Raw genomic sequence first — 22,280 nt, forward strand, 5'->3', positions numbered from 1 at the left:
GGGTGACGGTGGTTGGGCCGGACGGGCAGGCGCGGTGCGGGTGGGCAACCTCAGCGCCGGAGTACGTCGAGTATCACGACACCGAGTGGGGCAAGGAGATCCGTACCGACCTCGGCCTGTTCGAGCGGATGACGCTCGAGGGGTTCCAGTCGGGGTTGTCGTGGATCACGATTCTGCGGAAGCGGGAGAACTTCCGGGCCGCGTTCGCGCGGTTCGACCCGGTGGCGATCGCGGCGTACGGGGACGCGGACTTCGACCGTTTGATGGCCGATCCGGGGATCGTCCGGAACCGGTTGAAGATCAACGCGACGATCTCGAACGCCCGCGCGCTGCTCGAGCTGGACGACGGCGAGTTCACCGAACTGCTCTGGTCGTTCCGGCCCGCGAAGCACGTCACGCCGCGCACGTTGGCCGACGTACCCGCGACCACACCGGAGTCGGTGGCGATGGCGAAGACCCTGAAGAAGAAGGGATTCGTCTTCGTCGGGCCGACCACCGCGTACGCGTTGATGCAGGCGACCGGGATCGTCAACGACCACCTGAAGACCTGCATCGCGCGCTGACCAACCCTGTTACGGGCGCCGATCGGACCTGCTTCACGCGCCGGCCAAACCCTGCTTCACGCGCCGGATCTCGTGCACGTGCAGCTGGTTTGTGCAGATGCAAACGGTACTTTGCCGGAAACCAAAGACAAACGGCTGAACGAGTTGTGCTCCGGGTACTGAACGTGATGAGGTGTTCAGCGGGCTCCCCGACTGTCAGGTGGTTGTCCGGCCGTGACTCGCCCTGCCGGAACGTGGTCTGGGAGCCCACCAAACGTCTGGTTCCGCGCTACGGCAATTCGTTGGTGCCGTCAACGGTGTACGCCGTCCGGAACACGTCGCTCCCGGTCAGACCGGTGAGCTGCGTGCCGGTCGGCGTCGTCGTGAGATAGAGGTTCGCCTCGGCGTACGCGTCGGCCGCGTCGTCGTCGGACGTGCCGAACTGGCGGGTCCAGGTACGGGTGTGATCGGCGGCGTACTTCGCCAGTACGCCATCGAACTTGCCGAGTGCGGTCTCCAGCGCGCCATCGGTGAACCCGCCGACGTACAGCTCGCCGGACCGGTTGACCGCGATCGCGGCGCCCTTGTCGTTCCCGCTCGTGCCGAACTGATCCCGCCACGTCAGCACACCGTCGGCGTCGGCACGGGCGACCATGATGTCCTTGTCGCCGTTCAGGGTTCCGGCGAAGTCGCCCGCGGTGTACCCGGTCAGGTACACGCCGCCGGCCGGATCCGCCGCGAGGGCCCACACTTCGTCCGACGCGGCGGTGCCGTACTGCCGCATCCACACCGGATCGCCCGCGGTCGAGTAGCGCGCGACGAACCCGTCGATTCCACCCGCCGGCGTACCGAGCGCGCCGCCGGTCATGCCGCCCAGATAAACGGCACCGTTGGAGACCGCGACCGCCATCCCCTTGTCCTCGCCGGCGCTACCAGCTTGGCGTACCCACGCCTGCCGCCCGTCGCTGCCGAACCGGGCGACGAACACGTCCTTGTCGCCTTCGTTGGTGCCACCAAGCGATCCTTTGGTATACCCGCCGACGTAAACGTCGGTTCCGTCGACGGCGATCGAGTACCCACGATCCGCGACGCCGGGTACGCCGAACTGGGTGACCCAGCGACGGTTCCCGTTGGGGTCGTACTGCGCGACGAACGCGTCGTCGGTCGTGTTGCCGGCATGTGATCCGTCGAGGTTGCCGTTGGTATACCCGGTCAGCGCGATGTTGCCGTCGGCATCGACCGCTACACCGTACGCCCGGTCGGTGCCGCTCGTACCGAGTGAGCGGGTCCACTCGCGCGTACCGTCGGCCTTGTACTTCACCAGGTTGACGTCGGTGCCGCCGGCGTACGATTGCCCGTCCAGTGCGCCCGCTGCCGCGATCGCCTGGTAAACGTTGCCCGCGGCATCGGTCGCGATTCCGCCGGCGCGGTCGTCGCCGGGCGTACCGATGATCGCGGCGCGCATCGGCGTGGCCGGCGGCTTGCCGAGGTACTGGAAGATGTACTTCGCGCCCTCGACGAACGTCGGGCCCCAGACATCCCAGTCGTGCCCGCCGTTGACGACGCGGAACTCCGACGTCAGGTTCGGTACGCGCGCGGCCTGGTTGTACACCACGTGCGACTCGAAGTCGAGGTCGTGGGTGGCGTCGATCGGCTTCGGATTCTTGTACTCGTCGTCGCCGACCGCGATGAACAGATGCGACTTCAGGCCGGTCGCCGCGAACGACTTCAGCGCGGCGGGCCAGTTCAGCTTCAGGTACACCGACTCCACGAACGGATCGCGTCCCTTGCCGAAGGCACCGAAATCGCGGGTGCTGGAATCGCTCGGCGGCAACGGGAAGTACACGGCCGGGCTGAGGACGATCGCCGCGCCGAACACGGTCGGGTGGACCAGCGAGTACCGCAGCGCGCCGGCGCCACCCATCGAGTACCCGGCGATCGCGCGCCCGGTCCGGTCCGCGATGGTCCGGTAGGTGGCGTCGATCCGCGGAACCAGATCCTTGACGAACGCGGTCTCGACCGGCTGCCCCGCCGGAATCTTCCCGTCTGCGCTGCCCTTGTACGCCGAGTCCACGTACCAGCTCGCGCGGTTGCTCCACGGCGCATCCGGCATGACCGCGATCATCGGCGGGATCTCCCCACTACCGATCAACTGATCCAGCCGGCTCTTCAGTTGAGTCCACGCGCTCATCGAGTCACCACGCCCGTGCAGCAGGTACACGACCGGATAACGCGCCGTCGACTCCGCGTATCCGGCCGGCAGATACACGTTGTACGCGATATCGGCCCGCAGCGTTGCAGACGGCGCAACCCCACTCTTAATCACCCCCGCCGCCGCAGCGCTCGGCGCCGCAGCCCCCGGCGCGGCGCCCGCCGATGCGGATGTGGCGAACGGCGTGGCGATCGCCGTCGCGCTGGACGAGGCCGCGCGCGACCCCGGAACAAGAAGGCTCCCGACCAGCGTGGCAACGGTCAGAGCAGGCAGCAGCAGTTTCCTCACAAGCATGTTGTAATCGCTTACGTAAACGATTACAAGACCTCGCCACGCCCGAGGTCCGGACAGCTTGCCCCCTCAGCCAGCGGGTTGCCCCCTCGATTTTCCAGGGGGCAACCCTCCACTCGAGGGGATGCCCCCGCAAGTGCAGGGTTGTGCCCCAGTCGGCGGGCGAGCGTACGCCCCCGCGCCCCCGCGCCGCCGCGACGATGGGTGCACGGCGGGCGGTGCGGGGTGCGGGGTGGTGCCGGGGTGGTGCCGGGGTGTGCATGGCGTGCGTTGTGGAGTGCGCGGGGTGCACGGCGCGCGGGGCGAGCGGGGTGTGCTGCCGGTAGGGCGGGTGGTGTGGCCGGTGGTGTGGGGTGCCTGGCGAGTGCGCCGGGGCGCACGGCGCCGGGTGTGTGGCGTGGGATGCGGGGGTGGGCGGGTGGTGCGGGTGCGCGTGCGGGGTGGTGCGCGTGCGGTGGGTTGGGGGAGGGCGGGTTAGTGGCCGGTGAAGGTTGGGTTTTGTTTGGTTACGAAGGAGGTGACTGCGTTGTGGTGGTCTTCGGTGGCGCCGGTTAGTTGCATTTGGGTGGCTTCGAAGGACAGGGACTCGGCCAGGGTGTGGGTGGCGGAGTAGTTGAGGGATCGGCGGACGGCGCCGTACGCGATTGTTGGGCCTTGGGCGAGCTTGTTGGCGAGGTCGGATACGGCGGTGGCGAGGTCGGCGGGTGGGACGACCGAGGTGGCGAGGCCTAGGTCCAGGGCTTCGGCGGCGGGGACGGTGCGGGGGAAGTAGAGCAGTTCGAGTGCTTTGGCGTGGCCGATCAGGCGGGGGAGGGTCCAGGAGATGCCGGTGTCGCAGGAGAGTGCGATCCCGGTGAAGGCGAGGTTGAAGCCGGCCGTGTCGGCGACGATCCGGAAGTCGCACGCGAACGCCATCGACGCGCCGGCCCCGGCCGCGACTCCGTTGACGGCGGCGATCACCGGCTTGGGCATCTCGGCCAGGGCGAGCGCGATCGGCGTGTAGTGGTCCGGCACCGTACTCCAGAGTGCTGCCTGATCGTTCGCCTGCAAGAGCCCGATGTGCTCCTTGAGATCCTGCCCGACGCAGAATGCTCGCCCGGTGCCGGTCAGCACCACGACGCGTACGCCGGGGTCGTCCGCGGCGGCGCGGACGGTGTCCCGGAGCAGGATCTTGGTCGGCGTGTCGAGCGCGTTCATCGCGTCCGGCCGGTTCAGCGTGATGGTCGCAACACCCGCGTCGACGGCGTACGTGACGCTGGCAGCGCCGGCCCCACTGTTGCCAGCGCCAGCGGAAGCGGCGGTGTCGGCGGAAGCGCTAGTGGCGTCAGCGCCAGTGGTGCCGGCGTTCGTGCTGTGTGCAGGGGCGCTGCCGGGAGTGCTGGAGCCTGTGGTGTTGGGAGAGCCGGGGGTGCTGGTGGGGTCACTCATTGTGGTCGGCTCCTTGACTGTGGGTTAGGGGTGTTGGTGTCGTGTCAGGCAGATGTCAGGTGTTGGCGAGGCAGCTGTCGACGAAACGCCCGGCCGCGGGAGCTAAACGTTCGGCGTGGAAATCGAAGAACGCGGCGGCCTTGGTGCCGGCCCAGTCGGTCGGGAGGAGCTCGTCGGGGAGGCCCGGATCCCGGAACAGGAACTTGCGCCATTCGTGCACCAGCTCGGACCGGACCGCGAACGCCTGCTCGTCGCCGGGCGCGTCGCCCGCACCGGCCGGCACCCCCGCGGCGGCGTCGACCAGCGCCTTGGCTTCGATCAGCCAGGCGTCGTACGACGCGCCGAGCTCGTCCAGTTTCCAGACCCGCCGGGCGAACTCGACGGCGTCCTCGCCGACGGGTGCGCGGAACCGGTCCGCGGCGATGTCCTCGATGCCGAGAATCTGGTCGACCTCGGCGTCGTTGCGCAGCCCGACCCAGGCGCCGTCGGAGAGCGGAGCCCAACCCAGGAAGGCGAGTTGGCTCGCGAGCTGTTCGCGGCGGCGCGCGTTCGGGACCTCGCGGAGGATGCCCAGGTGCCAGTGCCGGTCCCAGTCGCCCGGCCCCTCGGCGCCGGTGGCCATCGGCGTGCCGTCGGGGGCGGTCCGGTAGATCCGGGCGGCGGCGTCGTCGAGGCGGCGACGCGCCCGGGCGGTCAGCGCGTACCCGGGCTGGCCGTCGAGCCGGACCGGCTCCAGCCAGCCTTGCCGGACCATCCGGGAGACGGCGGTACGGACGGCCGGCGGATGCACGCCCAGCGGCGCGAGCAGCCGGACGAGGGCCGCGACCGGGGCCTGCGCGCCGCGGGCGCGCAGGTGGTCACCGTAGAGGTCGAAGAGGGCTGAACGGGCGTGCACAAGACTCGAGTCTGCCGTATGGTGCACGGCTCTGGCCCGGGATCGGGAATAATGGGGTGCGATACACACTGCGATACGCGCCGACGGCGCATCACCGCAACGGCGCCGGCGACGGTCCCCCGCGCGGTGTCGTCGCTCAACACCGACACTGGGAAGGGGTGCGCGCATGGCGGCGATGAAGCCGCGGACGGGCGATGGTCCGCTCGAGGTCACCAAGGAGGGCCGCGGGATCGTGATGCGGGTTCCGCTCGAGGGCGGCGGCCGGCTCGTCGTCGAGCTCAACGCCGACGAAGCGACCGAGCTCGGCAATGCACTGAAGGCCGTCGTCGGCTGATCACATCCTCCGGGGGTCTCGCACCCCTTGCCAATCACTCCGGCCCCGGTGGCTGCCGTTCACGGGCACCCGCCGGGGTCGTACCGTTGTCCAGGCATGTTTCATGTCAGACATATTTGATCAAACAGTGAGGTCCTTCTAGTGGCTCGCCGTAGCGCTTCGTCTCCTTTCCCCAGCCTTCCGGTCGTGACCTGGCAGCCGGGTCTGCCGGTGCACGGGGCGCCCGCCTGGGTAGTCGTCCTCGACGCCGAGGGTGGCCTGCCGGCTGCCGCGAAGGAGGCCGGTGAGCGGCTCGGGGTGGACCTCGGCCGGCTGCTGGAGGCGCAGCTTGCGACCGGGTTCAGCCCGGCGGCGGGGGCCACGGTGGCGTACCCGCTGCTGACCGGTGAGGCGAGCGAGGTGGTCCTGGTCGGTGCCGGTGACGGCAGCGCGAAGGACCTGCGACACGCCGGTGCGGCGATCGCGCGGTTCGGTCGCGGCAAGGACGAACTCACCACTGTCGTTGCTGAGGGCATCGATGACGCGGCGCTCCGGGCGTTCGCGGAGGGCGTGATCCTCGGCTCGTTCTCGTACACGCTGAAGACCGTCGACCCGGGCGAGCCCGCGGTCGGGCAGGTTGCCGTCACGGACGGCACCGACGGTACCGACGGGGCGCGGCAGCAGGTGCTGGACCGCGGCGTCGTGATCGGCCGGACCGGCTGGCTGGCGCGGCAGCTCGCGATCACCCCGTCGAACGCGAAGGACCCGGCCTGGCTGGCCGCGCGGGCGACCGAGGTGGCCGCCGCGACCGGTCTGGAGGTGACGGTCTGGGACGAGAAGAAGCTCGCCGCCGACGGCTTCGGCGGCATCCTCGCGGTCGGCCGCGGCTCGACGCGTCCGCCGCGGTTCGTCCGGCTCGACTACGTACCGGCCGGCGCGACGAAGAACACGCCGTACGTGGTCCTGGTCGGCAAGGGCATCACGTACGACACCGGCGGCCTGTCGCTGAAGCCGCGCGAGGGCATGGTGTCGATGAAGCGTGACATGACCGGCGGTGGTTCGGTGATCGCCACCATGTCGGCGCTCCGCGAGCTCGGCGCGAACGTCCGCGTCACCGGCCTGGTCTGCGCCGCGGAGAACATGCCGTCGGGTACGGCGTACCGGCCGGATGACGTGATCCGGCACTTCGGCGGCCGGACCACCGAGGTGAAGAACACCGATGCCGAAGGACGGTTGGTCCTCGCGGACGGTCTGGCGTACGCCGTGCAGGAGCTGAAGCCGGATGTACTGGTCGACATCGCGACGCTGACCGGCGCGATCAAGGTGTCGCTCGGCGCGATGCTGTACGGCGGACTGTTCGCCACCGACGACGCGCTGGCGGACAACCTCGCGGACGCCGGCCGGGTGTCCGGTGAGGAACTGTGGCGGATGCCGCTGCCGGCCGAGTACGAGGATCTGATCTCGACCCCGATCGCCGACTCGGTGAACAGTTCGAAGGGCCCGGGTTCGATCACGGCCGCGCTGTTCCTGAAGGCGTTCGCCGGGGACATCCCGTGGGCGCACCTCGACCTGTCGTCGATCGCGGAATCGCCGGCCGACCGGTTCGAGTACTCGATCGGCGCGACCGGCGCCGGCGCCCGCCTCCTCACCACCTGGCTGACCTCCGAAACCCCAACCGCCGGCATCTGACCCAGCCGCGAGAACCCGCGTCGACAGCCCGGCCGCGACGCGATCCGGTCGCGGGCTATCCGAGTCGCTCCCGGAGGAACTCGACGATCCGGTCGCGGGCCGGACGCGCCTGCGGGACCAGGCCGGGCAGGCTGAGGAACGCGTGTCCGGCCCGGTCGAACTCGTTCACCTGGACCGTCGTCCCGGCCGCCCGCAACCGCTCGGCGTACGCGCGTCCGTGATCGGCCACCGGGTCGAGCACCGGGATCACGAACAGCGTCGGCGGCAGCCCGTTCAGGTCGGCGTACAACGGTGACAGCTCGCGTGGATCGGTCCCGTCCGGCACGGCGACGTGGCGGAAGAAGTCGACGGCTTCACGAGTCAGGTTCGGCGTGTCGGCGTACTCGCTCATCGACTGGTAGTCGAGTGCGGTCGAGGTCAGGTCGACGCACGGGTTGACGAGCACCTGCGCGCGTAGTGAGAGGCCGGCGTCCCGGGCACGGAGTACCGACAGCGCCGCGACCATCGAGCCGGCGCTCTCCCCGGCGAGCGCGATCCGCCCCGGGTCGATTCCCCACTCGTCGGCATGACGTAGCACGTGCCGGTACACCTCCCAGCCGTCGTCGACCGCGGCCGCGAGCGGGGTGTCGTAGTCCATCAGCCGATGCTCGACGGAGACGACCACCGCGCGTACGCCGGCCGCGACGTGACTGTTGATCCAGTCGCACTGCACCGCGGTCCCGACGTAGCCGCCACCGTGTACGTGAACGACCAGTGGCAGCGTTGTCGATGCGTTGACCGGGCGGTACACCCGGACCCGGATCGTGCGGTCGGGGAGGCGTACGTCCTGCCAGCTGATCGAGGCGCCGCGGTGCGGGAAGCCGGTGGCGAGGCGAGCCGCCCGGGAATTCACGATGCGGTTCTGGGCCTGGCCGAACGCGATCAGCTCCGCGGGCGACATCGCGAAGAAGCCGGGTTCCTTGCGCAGCCCGTACAGCACCCGGATGCCGAGCGGCTGCCGGTGCTTGACGGCCGGCGCGCCGGCGCCCGGCCTGCTGGTGGCGGAGTGGGTCATCGGGCACCGTCCTGAGTTTCGCTACCGTTAGTATCGATACCGACGGTAGCATAACTGGGTAGGATGCGGCCATGACTTCCGCGAGCAGTTCGGCCCGGCCCGGGCGGCCCCGGTCCAGCGTCGACGCGGAGGTGTTCGCGGCGACCCTGCGGACGATCGACGAGCTCGGGTACACGCGGGCGACCGTCGACCGGATCGCCGCCGCGGCCGGGATCGCGAAGACGACGATCTACCGGCGCTGGCCGTCCAAGGGGGCGCTGGTGACCGCCTGCCTGGTGGACACGTTCGGCTCGTTGCCGCTGACCGGGGCCAGCCGGTCCGGCGATCTGGCGACCGCGATCCGGTACGGCGCCGCGAAGATCGGCGAGCCCGGGGTCGCCGCCGCGTTCGCCGGGGTGTTCACCGACGCGATCGGCGACCCGGCGCTCCGCGAACTGCTCGCCGGGCAGTTGCAGGAGCCGTACCGAGTCGCACTGCACGATGCGCTCGGCGAGCCGGATCAGCGGATCCTGTTCCTGATCGACGTGGTGATCGGCACGCTGCTGCACCGGATGGGGATGACCGGCGAGCCGATGGTCGACGCGGACGTCGATGCGCTGATCAACATGCTCCAACGTGAACTCGGCTGATCAACGGAACATTTCCGGCAGTTATCGGCAGAAAAGTTCCGGAAAGTCAGACGGCGTCGAGTTCGGTGATCGCGTCGGCGGGCAGGGTCAGGTCGCGGGCGGCGAGGTTCTCGCGAAGGTGGGTCAGCGATGACGTACCCGGGATGACGACGCTGGTCGTGGAGCGTTGCAGCAGCCAGGCCAGGGCGACCTGGTACGGGGTGGCGTCCAGCCGGGCGGCGACCTTCGTCAGCGTCTCGGACTGCAAGGGGGTGAAACCGCCGAGCGGGAAGAACGAGGCGAAGGCCAGGTTGTGTTCCGCGGCGTAGTCGACCACGTCGTCGTCTTCGCGGTTGACCAGGTTGTACAGGTTCTGGATCGTGACGATCGGCGCGATCGCCTGTGCCTCGCGGATCTGGGTGATCGTCACGCCGCTCAGGCCGAGATGCTTGATCAGGCCTTGCTGCTGCAGCTCGACCAGGGTGCTGAACGGCTCCGCGATCGACTCGTCGTTGTGCCCGGCATGCGCGCTCGAACGCAGGTTGACGACATCCAGGACGTCCAGGCCGAGGCGGTCCAGGTTGCCGTGTACCTGCTGCCGCAGCTCGTCCGGTGCCAGCGCCGGAATCCACGACGCGTCGTCGCCGCGCCGGGCGCCGACCTTGGTGACCAGGTGCAGCTCGGCCGGGTACGGGTGCAGGGCCTCCTTGATCAGCTCGTTGACCACCTCCGGTCCGTAGAAATCGCTGGTGTCGATGTGTGTCACGCCGAGGTCGACTGCTGCCCGAAGGACCGCGATCGCCTGTGCGCGGTCCTTCGGTGGGCCGAAGACTCCGGGTCCGGCCAGTTGCATGGCGCCGTACCCCATCCGGGTCAGCGTGAGATCTTCGGCGAGGGTGATGGTCGGGTTCGTCATACCCATCACTCTTCGCTCACCGCCCGCCGTTAGGCAGTGCCCGGCCGATCCTGGTACTGCCAGAACCTAGGCTCGGCGCAGGTGCTGCCGACGACCTAGGCCCGCCGTGCGTACGCCCGGATGATCTCCGGGTACGCCGCGAACGCCGTCCCCGCGTGATCGACCGGACCCATCGAGTGGACCGTCACCTCCGCGCCACGGGAGCGTAGCGAGGCCGCGCAGACGTCGGCGTTGGCCGCGACCACGTCGGTGTCCTTGGTACCGCTGTACAGGTGCACCGGCACCCGCGGTGTCCAGTCCCGGCAGATCTGGTCGGCGGACTGGATCGCCCGCAGGAACCGTCCCTCCGGGTGCTTCAGCCGCTGGAGGAACGCCGGCGTGAACAACTTCTCCGGCGAGTCCGGCAACCCGGCAACGATCTCCTGATCGGTGTGCGACCCGTCGAACAACCCCTCGACAGTCGACGCGTACGGTGCCTGGAACGCCTCGCGCGGATCGTCGTACATCCCGACGGTCCGGTCCCACGCCGTCACCAGGTACGCCAGGTAGAACGACGCGGTCGGTGCCAGCAACCGCCCGTCGAAGGCGGCCGGCAGCTCGGTGCGGAGCAGATCGTACGGCCCCGCGACCGCGCGAATCTCGCCGAGCCGGAACGGACCGACCTCGCCCCGGCTGAGCGCCCGCCCAAAAGCAACCGACGCCCGGCCGCCCTGCGAGAACCCGGTGACGAGCACATCACGCTTCAGCACGACACCGTGCCGCGCCGCGAACGTCCGCGCCGCCAGCAGCAGATCGGCCGACGCCGTGGTCTCGGTCTTGGTGTCGACGTACGGATGCTGCCCCGGCCCGAGCCCAAGCCCGAGGTAGTCCGGCGCGACCCCGACCAGCCCCTGCCCCGCGAACAACGCCGTGACCAGCCCATCGGTCGACGCCGGATCCACGGACGCGGCGGCCGCCTTGGTCGGGTTGGTACCGTGCAGGTACTCCACGACCGTCAGCGCGCCGCGGCGCCCGTTCGGGAGCACGATGATCCCGCTGGCGGTCGTCGGCCGGTTGTCGTGGTCGATCGTCCGGTAGACCACGCGGTACGCGGTCACGCCGTACGCCGACTTCGGCGCGCCTGGGAAGTCGGTGGCGGCCGCGTCCAGTTGGGCCGCGCTCAGCTGCGCGATCGGCACCGCCGACACCAGCGCGCCACGTGGCGCGTGCACCCGGGAGACGGCGGCTTCGGACAGCGACGGCTGATCGACGGCGCCGAACGCCGACAGCGGGAAGGTGAGCAGGGCAGCGGTCGCGAGCGTGGCGGCGACGGTCTTGGTCAGGCGAGAAGTCATACCCCAACCCAACCTCCGCGCGAACCCGGACAACATGGTGTGACCCCCCGGGACCCAGGTGGGGTTTTCCCTACCAGCCAAAGAAGTATGACAACGAACCTGGCGCCCCGGCCCGTAGTTACAGGTGTGACCGATCGACCGCACGTGGTGGCTCTCGTGGCCAACAACGTCATCAACGACAGCAGAGTTCTGAAGGAAGCGGCGGTACTCGCCGACGCCGGCCTGCGGGTAACCGTGCTCGGCGTCTCGCTCGACGAGCACACCTCCGTCGACCGGCTGGAGAGCGGCGCGGTGATGGTCCGGCTACCCGGGACGTTCACCTTCCGCGACGGCCGGCGCCGCCGCCGGCAGCGGCGCCGGGACTGGCGGCTGCCGCTGCTCGGAGGCCACATCCCCGGTGAACTGGTCGTCCGCAAAGCACTTCTGGAGGCCCGCCGCGCCGAGCTGAACGTCGGGGCCGGCCGCGGCCCCCGCCTGCTCGGGCATCGAGCCAGGCAGCTCGTCTTCGCCGGAGCGCGCGCCCGCGGCCTGCTGATCCGGCACCAGAACCGCGCCTTCAAACTCGGCTGGCGAGTCTGGGACGGCGTGGTCGCGCGGACGCCGTGGGCCGTCAGCTGGCCCGGTACGGTGCCCGAGGCGTACGACTACGAGACCATCTTCGGCCCGGTCATCGACCGGCTCGATCCGGATGTCATCCACGCGCACGACATGCACACGATCGGCGTGGCGGTCCGCGCCGCCGCACGATCCGCCCGGGCGGTGCCGGCCATCCTGGGCCCGAGGGTGGTCAAGGTGGTCTATGACGCGCACGAGTACGTGCCCGGGATCGCGCGGTACGGCGCGCGTACGCCCCGGTTCATCGCTGCCTGGGCGCGGCACGAGCGGGACTACCTTCCGGTCGTGGACCGGGTCGTCACGGTCAGCCCGGCGATCGCCGAACGGCTCCGGCGGGAACACGCCCTCGACCGGTTACCGGACGTCATCCTCAACACACCCGACCTCCCCGAACCGAACCTCCCCGAATCGCGCGTGCCCGGACCGGACCGGCTCGGCGTCACGGTTCCGGTCGGTGCCGACATCCGGGGCCGGATCGGGCTGCCGGCCGGGGTTCCGCTGATCGTGTACAGCGGCGGCATCACGGTCGTACGCGGGATCGACACCGCGATCAGGGCGTTGCCGAAACTGCCCGGCGTACACCTCGCGGTGGTTGCCGTCCCGTCGCCGGATCTCCCGGGTGTGGACGTACTACGGAAGCTCGCCGCCGACGTCGGCGTGACCGAGCGCGTGCACTTCCTGCATCCGGTCGGCCCACGCGAGGTGACCGCGTTCCTGCGTACGGCGGATGCCGGCATCATCCCGATGTTGCGCGCGCCGAACCATGAGATGGCGTTACCGAACAAGCTCTTCGAGTACAGCCTGGGCGGTCTGCCCGTGCTGGTGAGTGACATGGCCAGCTTGCGTGAGTTCGTCACCCGTACCGGAATCGGGGAGGTGTTCGCGGCCGGTGACAGCGCCGACTTCGCGGCCAAGTGCACGGTGTTGCTGGGTCAGCTCGACAGCTACCGGCTCACTGACCCGGCGTTCCGTGAAGAGGCAGCGTGGAGCGGACAGGCCGCGCGGCTCCGGAGCGTGTACGCAGACCTGCTCGACCGGGACGTCAAGAAGGGACAGGGAGGAGCGGGATCGGATGACTACAAGCTGGTCAGGAGGCTCTTGTAGAGCTCGACCGTCTGATGCGCGACCGCGTCCCAGCCGAACTGCGTCACTGCACGCTCGCGCCCGGCCTTACCCATCGCCTCCGCCTTCGCCGGATCGTCGACCAGCGCGTTGATCCCGTCGGCGAGCTCGCGTTCGAACATGTCTGGGTCGTTCTCGTCGTACCGAACCAGTGTGCCCGTGACGCCGTCGTCCACGACCTCGGGAATGCCACCGACCGCGCTCGCGACGACGGCGGTCTCGCAGGCCATCGCCTCCAGGTTCACGATCCCGAGCGGCTCGTAGATCGACGGGCAGCAGAACGCCAGCGCGTGCGTCAGCACCTGGCGCACCTGCTCCCGCGGCAGCATCTCCGACACCACGAACACACCGTCGCGGGCCGCCTTGAGGTCGTCGATCAGCGCGTCCGTCTCGGCCTTCAGCTCGACCGTGTCGGCCGCGCCCGCCAGCAGGACAAGCTGCACCGACGGGTCGAGACGCAGCCCGGCGCGGAGCAGGTGCGGTACGCCCTTCTGCCGCGTGATCCGGCCGACGAACGTGACGTACGGCCGGTTCAGGTCGACGCCGAGCCGTTCGAGGACCTGGGTCGACGGGTCCGGGTGGTAGAAGTCCGCGTCGATGCCGTTCGAAATCACATGGACGCGCGCCGGGTCGACCGACGGGTAGCAGTCGAGGACGTCGGTACGCATCCCGCGGCTCACCGCGACGACCGCGTCCGCCGCCTCGTACGCGGTCCGCTCGGCCCAGCTGGACAGCCGGTACCCGCCGCCGAGCTGCTCGGCCTTCCACGGGCGCCGCGGCTCCAGCGAGTGCGCGGTCACCACGTGCGGCACGTCGTACAGCAGCTTGGCCCAGTGGCCGGCCATGTTCGCGTACCAGGTATGCGAATGCACCAGCTCGGAGTTGCCGACCGCGGCCGTCATGGTCAGGTCGGTGGACAGGATCCGCAGCGCCGCGTTCGCGTTCGGGAGCCGGGGGTCGTCCTCGGAGTGCGCGGTCGCGCCTTGCCGGGGCTCACCCATGCAGTGCACGTCGACGTCTACCAGCCGGCGTAACTCGCGGACCAGGAAGTCGACATGCACCCCCGCCCCGCCGTACACGTCCGGTGGGAACTCTCGCGTCAGGATGGCGACCTTCATAAGCTCCGACTGTAAGCCATCGCACCCCCTTCAGGGCATCAGGCGACCTCCGTCGGTACCCAGAAGCGCAGCTTTCCGTGACGCTCGTCCTCCAGCTCGCCGCCGGCCGCCTCGATCACCTTGCGGGACCCGGCATTGTCCACATCGCAGGTGACCAGCGCGGGCTCGATGCCGAGCGCGGCCGCGATCGGCAGGGACTGGGCCAGCATCCGGGTCGCGTGGCCCTGCCGGCGCGCCGACGGGCGGACGAAGTACCCGATGTGGCCGGCCACCTCGAGCAGCGGCGGGGTCAGGTAGTGCCGGATCGAGAGCCGGCCGAGGAACTCGACGCCGTCGACGAACCACAGCACGGTCTGGTGCACGATGCCGGGCGGCAGTACGGTCGCCGGCTCGGCCTCGCCCTTGATCGCCTCCACCAGCTGGTGGAACTCGGCGGGGTCCGCCGCCCGCTCCCGGCTCCACAGCTCGTCGTCCCCGGCGATCGACTTCGGTCCCAGCCAGTGGACTTCCTCGGGTGCCAACTCGTCCCAGGCCGCGAGGAACGAACGGTGAACGGCAACAGTCGGAACGACGAGGATCGGCATCTTTACAGTGTTACGACACCCGCAACCGCTTATGCACGCGCCCGTCCGGGATTAGGGTGCCGTCATGGCAAAGGCGCCCAGAGTTCTTGGAATCGTGCTGGCTGGTGGCGAGGGTAAGCGGTTGATGCCGCTGACTGCCGACCGGGCCAAACCGGCCGTGCCGTTCGGGGGCAGTTATCGCCTGATCGACTTCGTGCTGTCCAACCTGGTGAACGCCGGGTACCGCAACCTGTGCGTGCTGACCCAGTACAAGTCGCACTCGCTCGACCGGCATGTGACGCTGACCTGGCGGATGTCGACGTTCCTCGGCAACTTCGTCACCTGTGTACCGGCGCAGCAGCGGCTCGGCCCGCAGTGGTACCAGGGCAGCGCGGACGCGATCTACCAGTCGATGAACCTGATCAACGACGCCGACCCGGAGTACATCGTGGTCTTCGGCGCCGACCACGTGTACCGGATGGACGCGTCCCAGATGGTCGCGGCGCACATCGAGCGCGGGAACGGCGTGACGGTCGCCGGGATCCGGGTGCCGCGGACGGAGGCGACCGAGTTCGGCGTGATCAAGACCGCCGCCGACGGGCACGCGATCGAGGAGTTCCTGGAGAAGCCGGCCGATCCGCCGGGCCTGCCGGACTCGCCGGACGAGGCGTTCGCGTCGATGGGCAACTACGTGTTCAGCCGGGACGTACTGGTGGAGGCGCTGCGCAAGGACGCCGCCGACCCGGCGTCCCGGCATGACATGGGCGGCGACATCGTGCCGATGCTCGTTGCCGAGGGCAAGGCCGGCGTGTACGACTTCCAGGAGAACGACGTACCCGGCGCGCTGGACCGGGACCGCTCGTACTGGCGCGACGTCGGCTCACTGGACTCGTACCACGAGGCGCACATGGACCTGGTCTCGATCCAGCCGGTGTTCAACCTGTACAACTCGGACTGGCCGATCTTCACCTCGCACCCGCAGCTGCCGGGCGCGAAGTTCACCGACAACGCGACGGTCGGCGAGTCGATCGTCTGCCAGGGTTCGATCGTGTCCGGCGCGACCGTCGACCACTCGGTCCTCGGGCCGAACGTGATCGTCAGCGCCGGCGCCCGGATCGAGCGGGCGGTGATCATGGACAACTGCAAGATCGGGCGCGACGTGGTGCTGAAGAACGTGATCCTCGACAAGAACGTGGTGGTACCGGACGGGGTCGAGATCGGCGTCGACCCGGACCACGACCGGGAGCGCGGATTCACCGTCTCGAAGGGCGGCGTGACCGTACTCGGCAAGGGTCACCTGATCGAGCCACTGGAACCCGCCGTCCAAACCACTGACGAGGCCGGTTCGAAGGACTCAGCCGGTTCTGCTGATTCCGTGGATGAGGTTGCTGAGGCGTGACGGTCGACCCGTTGTCCGAGCCGGGTGCACGGGAGCTGGAGGTCGCGGACCCCGGCCACCGGGAGCTGTTCGACATCCCGCCCGCACAAGGCGGTACGTACCCGGACGTGGCGTACTTCGCCGGCAACTCACTGGGCCTGCGCCCGAAGGCGACCCGTACCGAACTGCTGGAGGACCTGGACGCCTGGGCCGCGCTCGGCGTCGAAGGTCATCTCGACGCGGACCGCCCTTGGCTGCCGTACCACGAGCTCCTGACCGGCCCGGCCGCCCGCCTGGTCGGCGCGTTACCGAGCGAGACGGTCGTGATGAACTCGCTGACCGTCAATCTCCATCTGCTGATGGTGTCGTTCTACCGCCCGACCCGCTCGCGGCACCGCATCGTGATCGAGGACAGCGCGTTCCCGTCGGACAGTTATGCAGTACGCTCCCAGGCCGCCTTTCACGGATACGACGCCGAGGACGCGATCATCCGCCTTCGGCCGCGCCCGGGCGAGGACAGCCTGCGTACGGCGGATGTGGTCGAGCAACTCGGCGCCGACGTCGCGCTCGTACTGCTCGGTGGGGTGAACTACCTGACCGGCGAATTGATGGACATCCCCACGATCACGAAAGCCGGTCACGCGGCCGGCGCGGTCGTCGGCTGGGACCTCGCGCACGCTGCCGGGAACGTACCGTTGGCCTTGCACGACTGGGATGTGGACTTCGCGGCCTGGTGCTCGTACAAGTATCTGAACGCCGGTCCGGGCGCGCTGGCCGGGGCGTTCGTGCACGAGCGGCACCTCGGCGGGGACCGGCCGCGATTCGAAGGCTGGTGGAGTACGGAGGCGGCGACGCGGTTCGAGATGAAGCCCGAGGCCCGGCCGCCCGCGACCGCGGACGCGTGGCAGGTGTCGAACCCGCCGATCTTCTCGATGAGCCCGGTCCGCACGTCGTTGGAGCTGTTCGACAAGATCGGCATCGAGGTGCTGCGGGAGCGGAGCGTGCGGTTGACGGCGTACCTGGAGAAGCTGCTGGCCGGCGGGCCGTTGCAGGTGATCACCCCGGCCGACCCGGCGCGGCGGGGCGCGCAGTTGTCGCTACGGGTCCAGGGCATGCGCGCCGGTGAGTTGTCGCGGCAGTTGCGCTTCGGGTACGGCGTGATCGCGGACGCCCGCGAGCCCGACGTACTGCGCCTCGCGCCGGTGCCGTTGTACTCGACCTACCACGACTGCTGGCGGGCCGCCGCGGCGTTGGCGGAGGTGGTGCCGGCATGAAGGTGGCGATCGTCGGAGCCGGTCTGACCGGCAGTCTGCTGGCCTGCTTCCTGGCGCGGCGCGGCCTGACCGTGACGCTGTACGAGCGCCGGCCGGACCCGCGTACGGGCGTGGCCGAGCGTGGCCGGTCGATCAACCTGGCGATCTCCGAGCGCGGTCTGGACGCGCTGCGGCGGATCGGTCTGGTCGACCAGGTGATGGCCGACGCGCTGCCGATGATGGGCCGGATGATCCACCCGGTGACCGGCCCGCTGGACTTCCAGTCGTACTCGGCGGCGGGCGATCGCGCGATCAACTCGATCAGCCGCGGTACGCTCAACAACGCGCTGCTGACCGCCGCGACGGCCGCGCCGCAGGTGTCGGTCGAGTTCGAGCACCGGCTGGTGGAGCTGGACTCGCAGGCCGGGCAACTGGTCTTCGCGACGCCGCGGGGAAAGGTGTCGGTGACCGCCGACATCGTGCTCGGGACGGACGGCGCCGGGTCGGCGGTGCGCGAGCAATTGCTTGCCGAGGGCATCGTTGCCGAGGACGTCAACTTCCTCGACTACGGGTACAAGGAGTTGTCGATCCCGGCCGCCGACGGTGAGTTCGCGCTCGATCCGGGCGCGCTGCACATCTGGCCGCGCGGTACGTCGATGATGATCGCGCTGCCGAACCCGGACCGATCGTTCACCTGTACGTTGTTCTGGCCGGCCGGATCGTTCGACGCGCTCGACTCGGCGGGCGGCATCGAGGACCACTTCCGGCTGAACTATCCCGATCTGTTGCCGTTGGCACCGAATCTGGTGGACGACTATCTGAGCAATCCGGTCGGCGTGCTCGGCACCGTACACACGTTGCCGTGGCAGGCGCACGGGCGGACGGCGTTGCTGGGCGATGCCGCGCACGCGATCGTGCCGTTCTACGGGCAGGGCGCGAACTGCGCGTTCGAGGATGTCGTCGAGCTGGACCGCTGCCTGGACGACACGGGCGGTTCGTGGGCGCGGGCACTGCCGTTGTTCGAGGCGCGCCGCCGGGAGAACACCGAGGCGATCGCGGAGATGGCACTCGCGAACTTCATCGAGATGCGGGACAAGGTCGCGTCACCGGTCTTCCGGCTGCAGAAGCGCGTCGAGCATGCGCTGGAGCGGCTGCTGCCCGGGACATACGTCTCCCGGTACGAACTGGTCTCGTTCAGCACCACCCCGTACGCCGAGGTCCGGCACCGGGTCCACCGCCAGCACCAACTACTGGGCGCCACGGCGGTGGCCGCCGCCGGCGCCCTCCTCGCCCTCACCCGCCGAAAGCGCCACCGATGAACCGCGCACTTGTGTGGAGGTGGGTCGGGTGAGCCTGTGGTCAGCTGAGCTGTTGACGGGACAGCCGAGGTCAGTCGGGGTGCTGCGGCATTTTGTCGACGGCGCGTTCGTGGAGAGCGCGTCCCGGTTCGCGAAGCTTTCGCCGGTGACTGGTCAGCAGATCTTTGAGGTCTGTGAAGCCGACTCGTCGACCGTGGATGCGGCCGTCGGGGCGGCGCGGCAGGCGTTGAGCGGCCCCTGGGGCCGGATGAGTGAGCAGGAGCGCGCGGCGGTGCTGAGGCGCGTCGCGGACACTCTGGAGCGCCGGTTCGAGGACCTGGTCGCGGCGGAGGTCGGTGACACCGGCAAGTCGATCAGCCAGGCTCGTACGCTCGACATCCCGCGGGGCGCGGCGAACTTCCGGGCCTTCGCGGACTTCGCCACCACCGTGCCGACCGAGTCGTACCAGACCACGCTCCCGGACGGCCGGCGCGCGCTGAACTACGCGGTCCGGAAACCGGTCGGTGTGGTGGCGATCGTGGTCCCGTGGAACCTGCCGTTGCTGCTGCTCACCTGGAAGGTCGCCCCGGCCCTTGCCGCCGGCAACACGGTCGTGGTCAAACCGTCGGAGGAAACCCCGTCGTCGGCGACCGTGCTCGCGGAAGTGATGGCGGAGGCCGGCGTACCGGCCGGTGTGTTCAACCTCGTGCACGGTTTCGGCCCGGCGTCGGCGGGGGAGTACCTGACCCGCCATCCGGGCATCGACGCGATCACCTTCACCGGCGAGTCCGCGACCGGTACGGCGATCGCGAAGGTCGCCGCCGACCGGGTGAAGGCGGTGTCGTTCGAGCTCGGCGGAAAGAACGCCGGGCTGATCTTCGCCGACGCCGATCTGGACGCGGCGGTCGAGGGTTCCGCTCGCTCGGTCTTCACCAACGGCGGTCAGGTCTGTCTGTGTACGGAACGCCTGTACGTGCAGCGATCCGTCTACGCCGAGTTCACCGAACGACTGGCCCGGCGCGGGTCCGAACTGACCTACGGCTGGCCGGCCGACGAGGCGACCATGAACATGCCGCTGATCTCGAAGCAGCACCGCGACAAGGTCCTCGGGTACTACGACCTGGCGCGTACCGAAGGCGCCGACGTACCGACCGGTGGCGGTGTACCGTCCTTCGGCGACGCCCGCGATGGTGGTTGCTACGTGCAACCAACTGTGCTGACAGGCTTACCGGCGGACGCGCGGACGAACCGGGAGGAAATCTTCGGACCGGTGTGCCACGTGGCGCCGTTCGACACCGAGGAGGAGGCGTACGCGCTGGCGAACGGCAGCGATTACGGGCTTGCGGCAACGGTCTGGACGCGCGACGTCGGCCGGGCGCACCGGGCCGGTACCGCGCTGGAGGTCGGGTTGTGCTGGATCAACACCTGGTTCCTCCGCGACCTCCGGACACCGTTCGGCGGCATGAAACTGTCCGGCGTCGGCCGCGAGGGCGGTCGGCACTCGCTGGACTTCTACACCGAAACCACGAACATCTGCGTCGAGCTGACCTGACCCCGGCGATCAGCGGTTGGTCAGCATGGTGAGTAGTGGGTTCACGCGTTCGGGGCCGAGCAGTCGGCTCAGTTCTTCGAGGTCCCGGTTCAAGTTCGGGATCGCGTCCAGGGCGATCTGGTCGGCGAGGACCGCGGCGAGCAGGCGCGCGGCCGGCTCGTCGTACCCGGCCGCGAGCGCGAAGCAGACCAGCTCGAAGCGGTAATTGCCCTTGCCGGGCAGCCCGCGGAGCGCGTCCAGCTGGCCTGGCACATCGTCGGGAAGAACGATCTTCGGCGATCGCAGCTGCTCGATCGCCACCTTCAGCGCGGTCCGGAAGAGCGCCTCGGCCCGCACCCGATCGCCCTGATACAGCCACCCCAGCCCTTGACCGTGGAATCCGACCGCGGCCGGTGGGTCGAATTCGGCGGCGCGTTCGTAGTCGGCGATCGCCTCCGGATAGCGGCCGAGCGAGAGGTAGGTCCGCCCGCGGCTGCTCCAGATCGCCCGGACTTCCGGCGCGAGCTCCAGCGCCCGGTTGAAGTCGCTCAGCGCCGCCGCCGGCTCGTCCTGCCCGAGCAGAAAGGTGCCGCGGACAGAGATGATCGAGGCGCTGACCGGTCCGCGGCGCCGCGACAACTTGACCGCCCGGTCCAGGTCGCGGCGCGCGCCGGCGACGTCGCCGGCCAGCGCGCGCGCCCGCCCGCGGAGTACGAACGCCCCGGGCAACCGTGAGAACACTTCGAGGAGCGTGTCGAAGTCCGCGATCGCCTTCGCGAAGTCGCCGCGTTGCTGGTGCAGAATGCCACGGGACATCAGTGTTTCCAGGTCGTGCGGGCTGCGCAGGATGCCCTGGTCGAAGGCGGCCAGCGCCCGCTGGTAGTCACCGTTCTCGGCCCGGATCACGCCGATCGTACGGATCGCGTCCACCGAATCGGGATCGAGCTCGAGGGCGCGGTCCAGGTCCGCGTACGCGGCGGTCTCGTCGCCGTCGCGGTAGCGGAAGTCCGCCCGGACGGTCAGCAACTCGGCCGACCGCGGCGCGAGCCGGATCGCCCGATCCAGCTCCGCGATTGCCTCCGGCAACCGTTTCTGGTCGGCGTACGCCCGCGCCCGCGCGAGCAACGCGTCCGGATCCGAGAGCTCACCCGCATCCGTTGGCGGACCGGCGGGCTTTTGCTCTTCGGGTTGGAGGCCGCCGGTGAACTGCTCGATCACGGTTCGGACGGCCGCCACATCGGCCTCGAAGCCCGTACGCGGGACCCGTTCGAGGTCGGCGACCGCGTCCTCCTCGCGTCCCAGCATCGCGCGTACGGCGGCCCGGAGCAGTCGTGAATCCGGCGCGTCCGGGTCGAGCTCCACGGCGTGGTCCAGATCGGCGAGGGCCTCGAAGAATCGTCCCCGGGCGAACTGGAAACCGGCCCGCAGCACCAGCCAGGCCGGGTTGCCGGGGGCGACAGCGACAGCGCGATCCAGGTCCGCCTTCGCCTCGGCGGTCTGGTTCAGCTCCTCACGCAGCGAGCTCCGCGCGACCAGCAGGATCGGATCAGCCGGGTCCAGGACAACCGCACGGTCGAGGTCCGCGAGAGCCTCCTCGTACTGCTGCAGTCCCCGGTACGCCGCGCTTCTACTCGAGTAGGCGAGCACGTAGTCCGGGTTGCGCCGAACAGCTTCATCCAGATGCCGCAGCGCCTGCTGGTACTCGCCCAACTCGGTCCGGATCTGACCACGCAATTCCTCGGCGATGCCAGAAGGCCCCAGCACCCGGTCAGCACGATCCAGGTCCTGCAACGCCTCACGGTCCCGTCCCAGACTGTGCTGCAGCGCCGCGCGGTCGATCAGTACGTACCAGCGGTGCGCGTCGTCAAGCGTTCGGTCCTCGGCGAGGTTGTCCAGCATCGCCAGCCCGTTCTCCAGCCGGCCGCTCACCCAGCCTGCCAGCTGTTCACCCCGGGCGCGTACCGCGTCGTTGCCACCGTCCAGCCCGGCGTCCACGATCATCTGTGCCCAGGCCGGTGTTCCGTTGGCCCAGCGGTAGACGTCGATGAAGTCCTGCACGGCGCCCGGCAGCGCTGCCTCGCCGGTCGCGCACAGCTCGTGGTAGGTCTCCTCGCGGCTCA

The 22,280-nt window shown here is 69.5% G+C and carries 17 protein-coding genes and 1 pseudogene; 9 read left to right on the plus strand and 9 right to left on the minus strand.

All coding sequences use genetic code 11. The features are described 5' to 3' along the window. Positions 1 to 2 precede the first annotated feature (2 nt). Positions 3 to 563 (plus strand): DNA-3-methyladenine glycosylase I, encoded by a 561-nt coding sequence (locus HDA44_RS34185; RefSeq protein ID WP_184841617.1) that lies wholly within the window; start codon positions 3 to 5, stop codon positions 561 to 563. Positions 564 to 831: 268 nt separating this feature from the next. Here the strand turns inward: HDA44_RS34185 and HDA44_RS34190 are convergent, their stop codons facing one another. The 3 genes from HDA44_RS34190 to HDA44_RS34200 form a co-directional block, all read right to left on the minus strand. Continuing rightward, entirely contained in the window at positions 832 to 3,042 is a 2,211-nt protein-coding gene (locus HDA44_RS34190) for an alpha/beta hydrolase-fold protein (protein ID WP_184841619.1), read from the minus strand. 477 nt (positions 3,043 to 3,519) lie between these two features. Then, positions 3,520 to 4,473: an enoyl-CoA hydratase/isomerase family protein gene (locus HDA44_RS34195; protein WP_202887721.1), complete on the minus strand. Its 954-nt coding sequence runs from the start codon at positions 4,471 to 4,473 to the stop codon at positions 3,520 to 3,522. 55 nt (positions 4,474 to 4,528) lie between these two features. Next, positions 4,529 to 5,368: a PaaX family transcriptional regulator C-terminal domain-containing protein gene (locus tag HDA44_RS34200; RefSeq protein WP_184841621.1), complete on the minus strand. Its 840-nt coding sequence runs from the start codon at positions 5,366 to 5,368 to the stop codon at positions 4,529 to 4,531. Positions 5,369 to 5,534: 166 nt separating this feature from the next. On the opposite strand from HDA44_RS34200, the gene HDA44_RS34205 reads away from it, so the two are divergent. Then, positions 5,535 to 5,702, plus strand: coding sequence for a DUF3117 domain-containing protein (locus tag HDA44_RS34205; RefSeq protein WP_012923066.1), 168 nt, complete (start codon positions 5,535 to 5,537; stop codon positions 5,700 to 5,702). A gap of 186 nt (positions 5,703 to 5,888) precedes the next feature. Then, positions 5,889 to 7,370, plus strand: coding sequence for a leucyl aminopeptidase family protein (locus tag HDA44_RS34210; RefSeq protein ID WP_337906741.1), 1,482 nt, complete (start codon positions 5,889 to 5,891; stop codon positions 7,368 to 7,370). A 55-nt stretch (positions 7,371 to 7,425) separates the two neighbouring features. On the opposite strand, the gene HDA44_RS34215 is transcribed toward HDA44_RS34210, so the two are convergent. Continuing rightward, a complete protein-coding gene (locus HDA44_RS34215; RefSeq protein WP_184841625.1) occupies positions 7,426 to 8,424 on the minus strand; it encodes an alpha/beta hydrolase in 999 nt (332 codons plus the stop codon). A 71-nt stretch (positions 8,425 to 8,495) separates the two neighbouring features. Between HDA44_RS34215 and HDA44_RS34220 the strand changes: the two genes are divergently transcribed. After that, positions 8,496 to 9,053, plus strand: a complete 558-nt coding sequence (locus HDA44_RS34220) for a TetR/AcrR family transcriptional regulator (RefSeq protein WP_184841627.1) — start codon at positions 8,496 to 8,498, stop codon at positions 9,051 to 9,053. A gap of 46 nt (positions 9,054 to 9,099) precedes the next feature. Here HDA44_RS34220 and HDA44_RS34225 read toward each other — a convergent pair whose 3' ends face one another. After that, complete coding sequence (locus HDA44_RS34225) at positions 9,100 to 9,948, minus strand: oxidoreductase (protein WP_184841629.1); 849 nt, start codon at positions 9,946 to 9,948, stop codon at positions 9,100 to 9,102. Between the two features lie 95 nt (positions 9,949 to 10,043). Then, a complete protein-coding gene (locus HDA44_RS34230; RefSeq protein ID WP_184841631.1) occupies positions 10,044 to 11,282 on the minus strand; it encodes an alpha/beta hydrolase in 1,239 nt (412 codons plus the stop codon). 156 nt (positions 11,283 to 11,438) lie between these two features. Between HDA44_RS34230 and HDA44_RS37770 the strand changes: the two genes are divergently transcribed. Further along, the gene (locus HDA44_RS37770; protein ID WP_184841633.1) at positions 11,439 to 13,001 is read left to right on the plus strand and encodes a glycosyltransferase; all 1,563 of its coding nucleotides are present in this window, start codon (positions 11,439 to 11,441) and stop codon (positions 12,999 to 13,001) included. On the opposite strand, the gene glgA is transcribed toward HDA44_RS37770, so the two are convergent. Both glgA and HDA44_RS34245 read right to left on the minus strand, forming a co-directional pair. Next, complete coding sequence (gene glgA, locus HDA44_RS34240; RefSeq protein ID WP_184841635.1) at positions 12,974 to 14,137, minus strand: glycogen synthase; 1,164 nt, start codon at positions 14,135 to 14,137, stop codon at positions 12,974 to 12,976. The two genes, HDA44_RS37770 and glgA, sit on opposite strands and share 28 nt — an antisense overlap. A gap of 38 nt (positions 14,138 to 14,175) precedes the next feature. After that, positions 14,176 to 14,721 carry a GNAT family N-acetyltransferase gene (locus HDA44_RS34245; RefSeq protein WP_184841638.1) on the minus strand — a complete coding sequence of 182 codons (546 nt, stop codon included), beginning with the start codon at positions 14,719 to 14,721 and terminating at the stop codon, positions 14,176 to 14,178. A gap of 64 nt (positions 14,722 to 14,785) precedes the next feature. On the opposite strand from HDA44_RS34245, the pseudogene glgC reads away from it, so the two are divergent. The 4 genes and pseudogenes from glgC to HDA44_RS34265 all read left to right on the plus strand — a co-directional run. After that, a pseudogene (gene glgC / locus HDA44_RS34250) lies at positions 14,786 to 15,994 on the plus strand (glucose-1-phosphate adenylyltransferase); the annotation flags it as partial. Between the two features lie 101 nt (positions 15,995 to 16,095). Continuing rightward, on the plus strand, positions 16,096 to 17,352 hold the full coding sequence (gene kynU / locus HDA44_RS34255) for a kynureninase (RefSeq protein ID WP_184841640.1): 1,257 nt from the start codon (positions 16,096 to 16,098) through the stop codon (positions 17,350 to 17,352). Then, on the plus strand, positions 17,349 to 18,650 hold the full coding sequence (locus HDA44_RS34260) for an FAD-dependent oxidoreductase (RefSeq protein WP_184841642.1): 1,302 nt from the start codon (positions 17,349 to 17,351) through the stop codon (positions 18,648 to 18,650). Before kynU ends, HDA44_RS34260 begins: the two co-directional genes overlap by 4 nt. Positions 18,651 to 18,678: 28 nt before the next feature. Then, positions 18,679 to 20,181, plus strand: coding sequence for a 2-hydroxymuconic semialdehyde dehydrogenase (locus HDA44_RS34265; RefSeq protein WP_184841644.1), 1,503 nt, complete (start codon positions 18,679 to 18,681; stop codon positions 20,179 to 20,181). A 9-nt stretch (positions 20,182 to 20,190) separates the two neighbouring features. On the opposite strand, the gene HDA44_RS34270 is transcribed toward HDA44_RS34265, so the two are convergent. Beyond that, a complete protein-coding gene (locus HDA44_RS34270; RefSeq protein ID WP_184841646.1) occupies positions 20,191 to 22,218 on the minus strand; it encodes a tetratricopeptide repeat protein in 2,028 nt (675 codons plus the stop codon). Positions 22,219 to 22,280: the final 62 nt, after the last annotated feature.

Source organism: Kribbella solani (assembly GCF_014205295.1).
Taxonomy (GTDB): domain Bacteria; phylum Actinomycetota; class Actinomycetes; order Propionibacteriales; family Kribbellaceae; genus Kribbella; species Kribbella solani.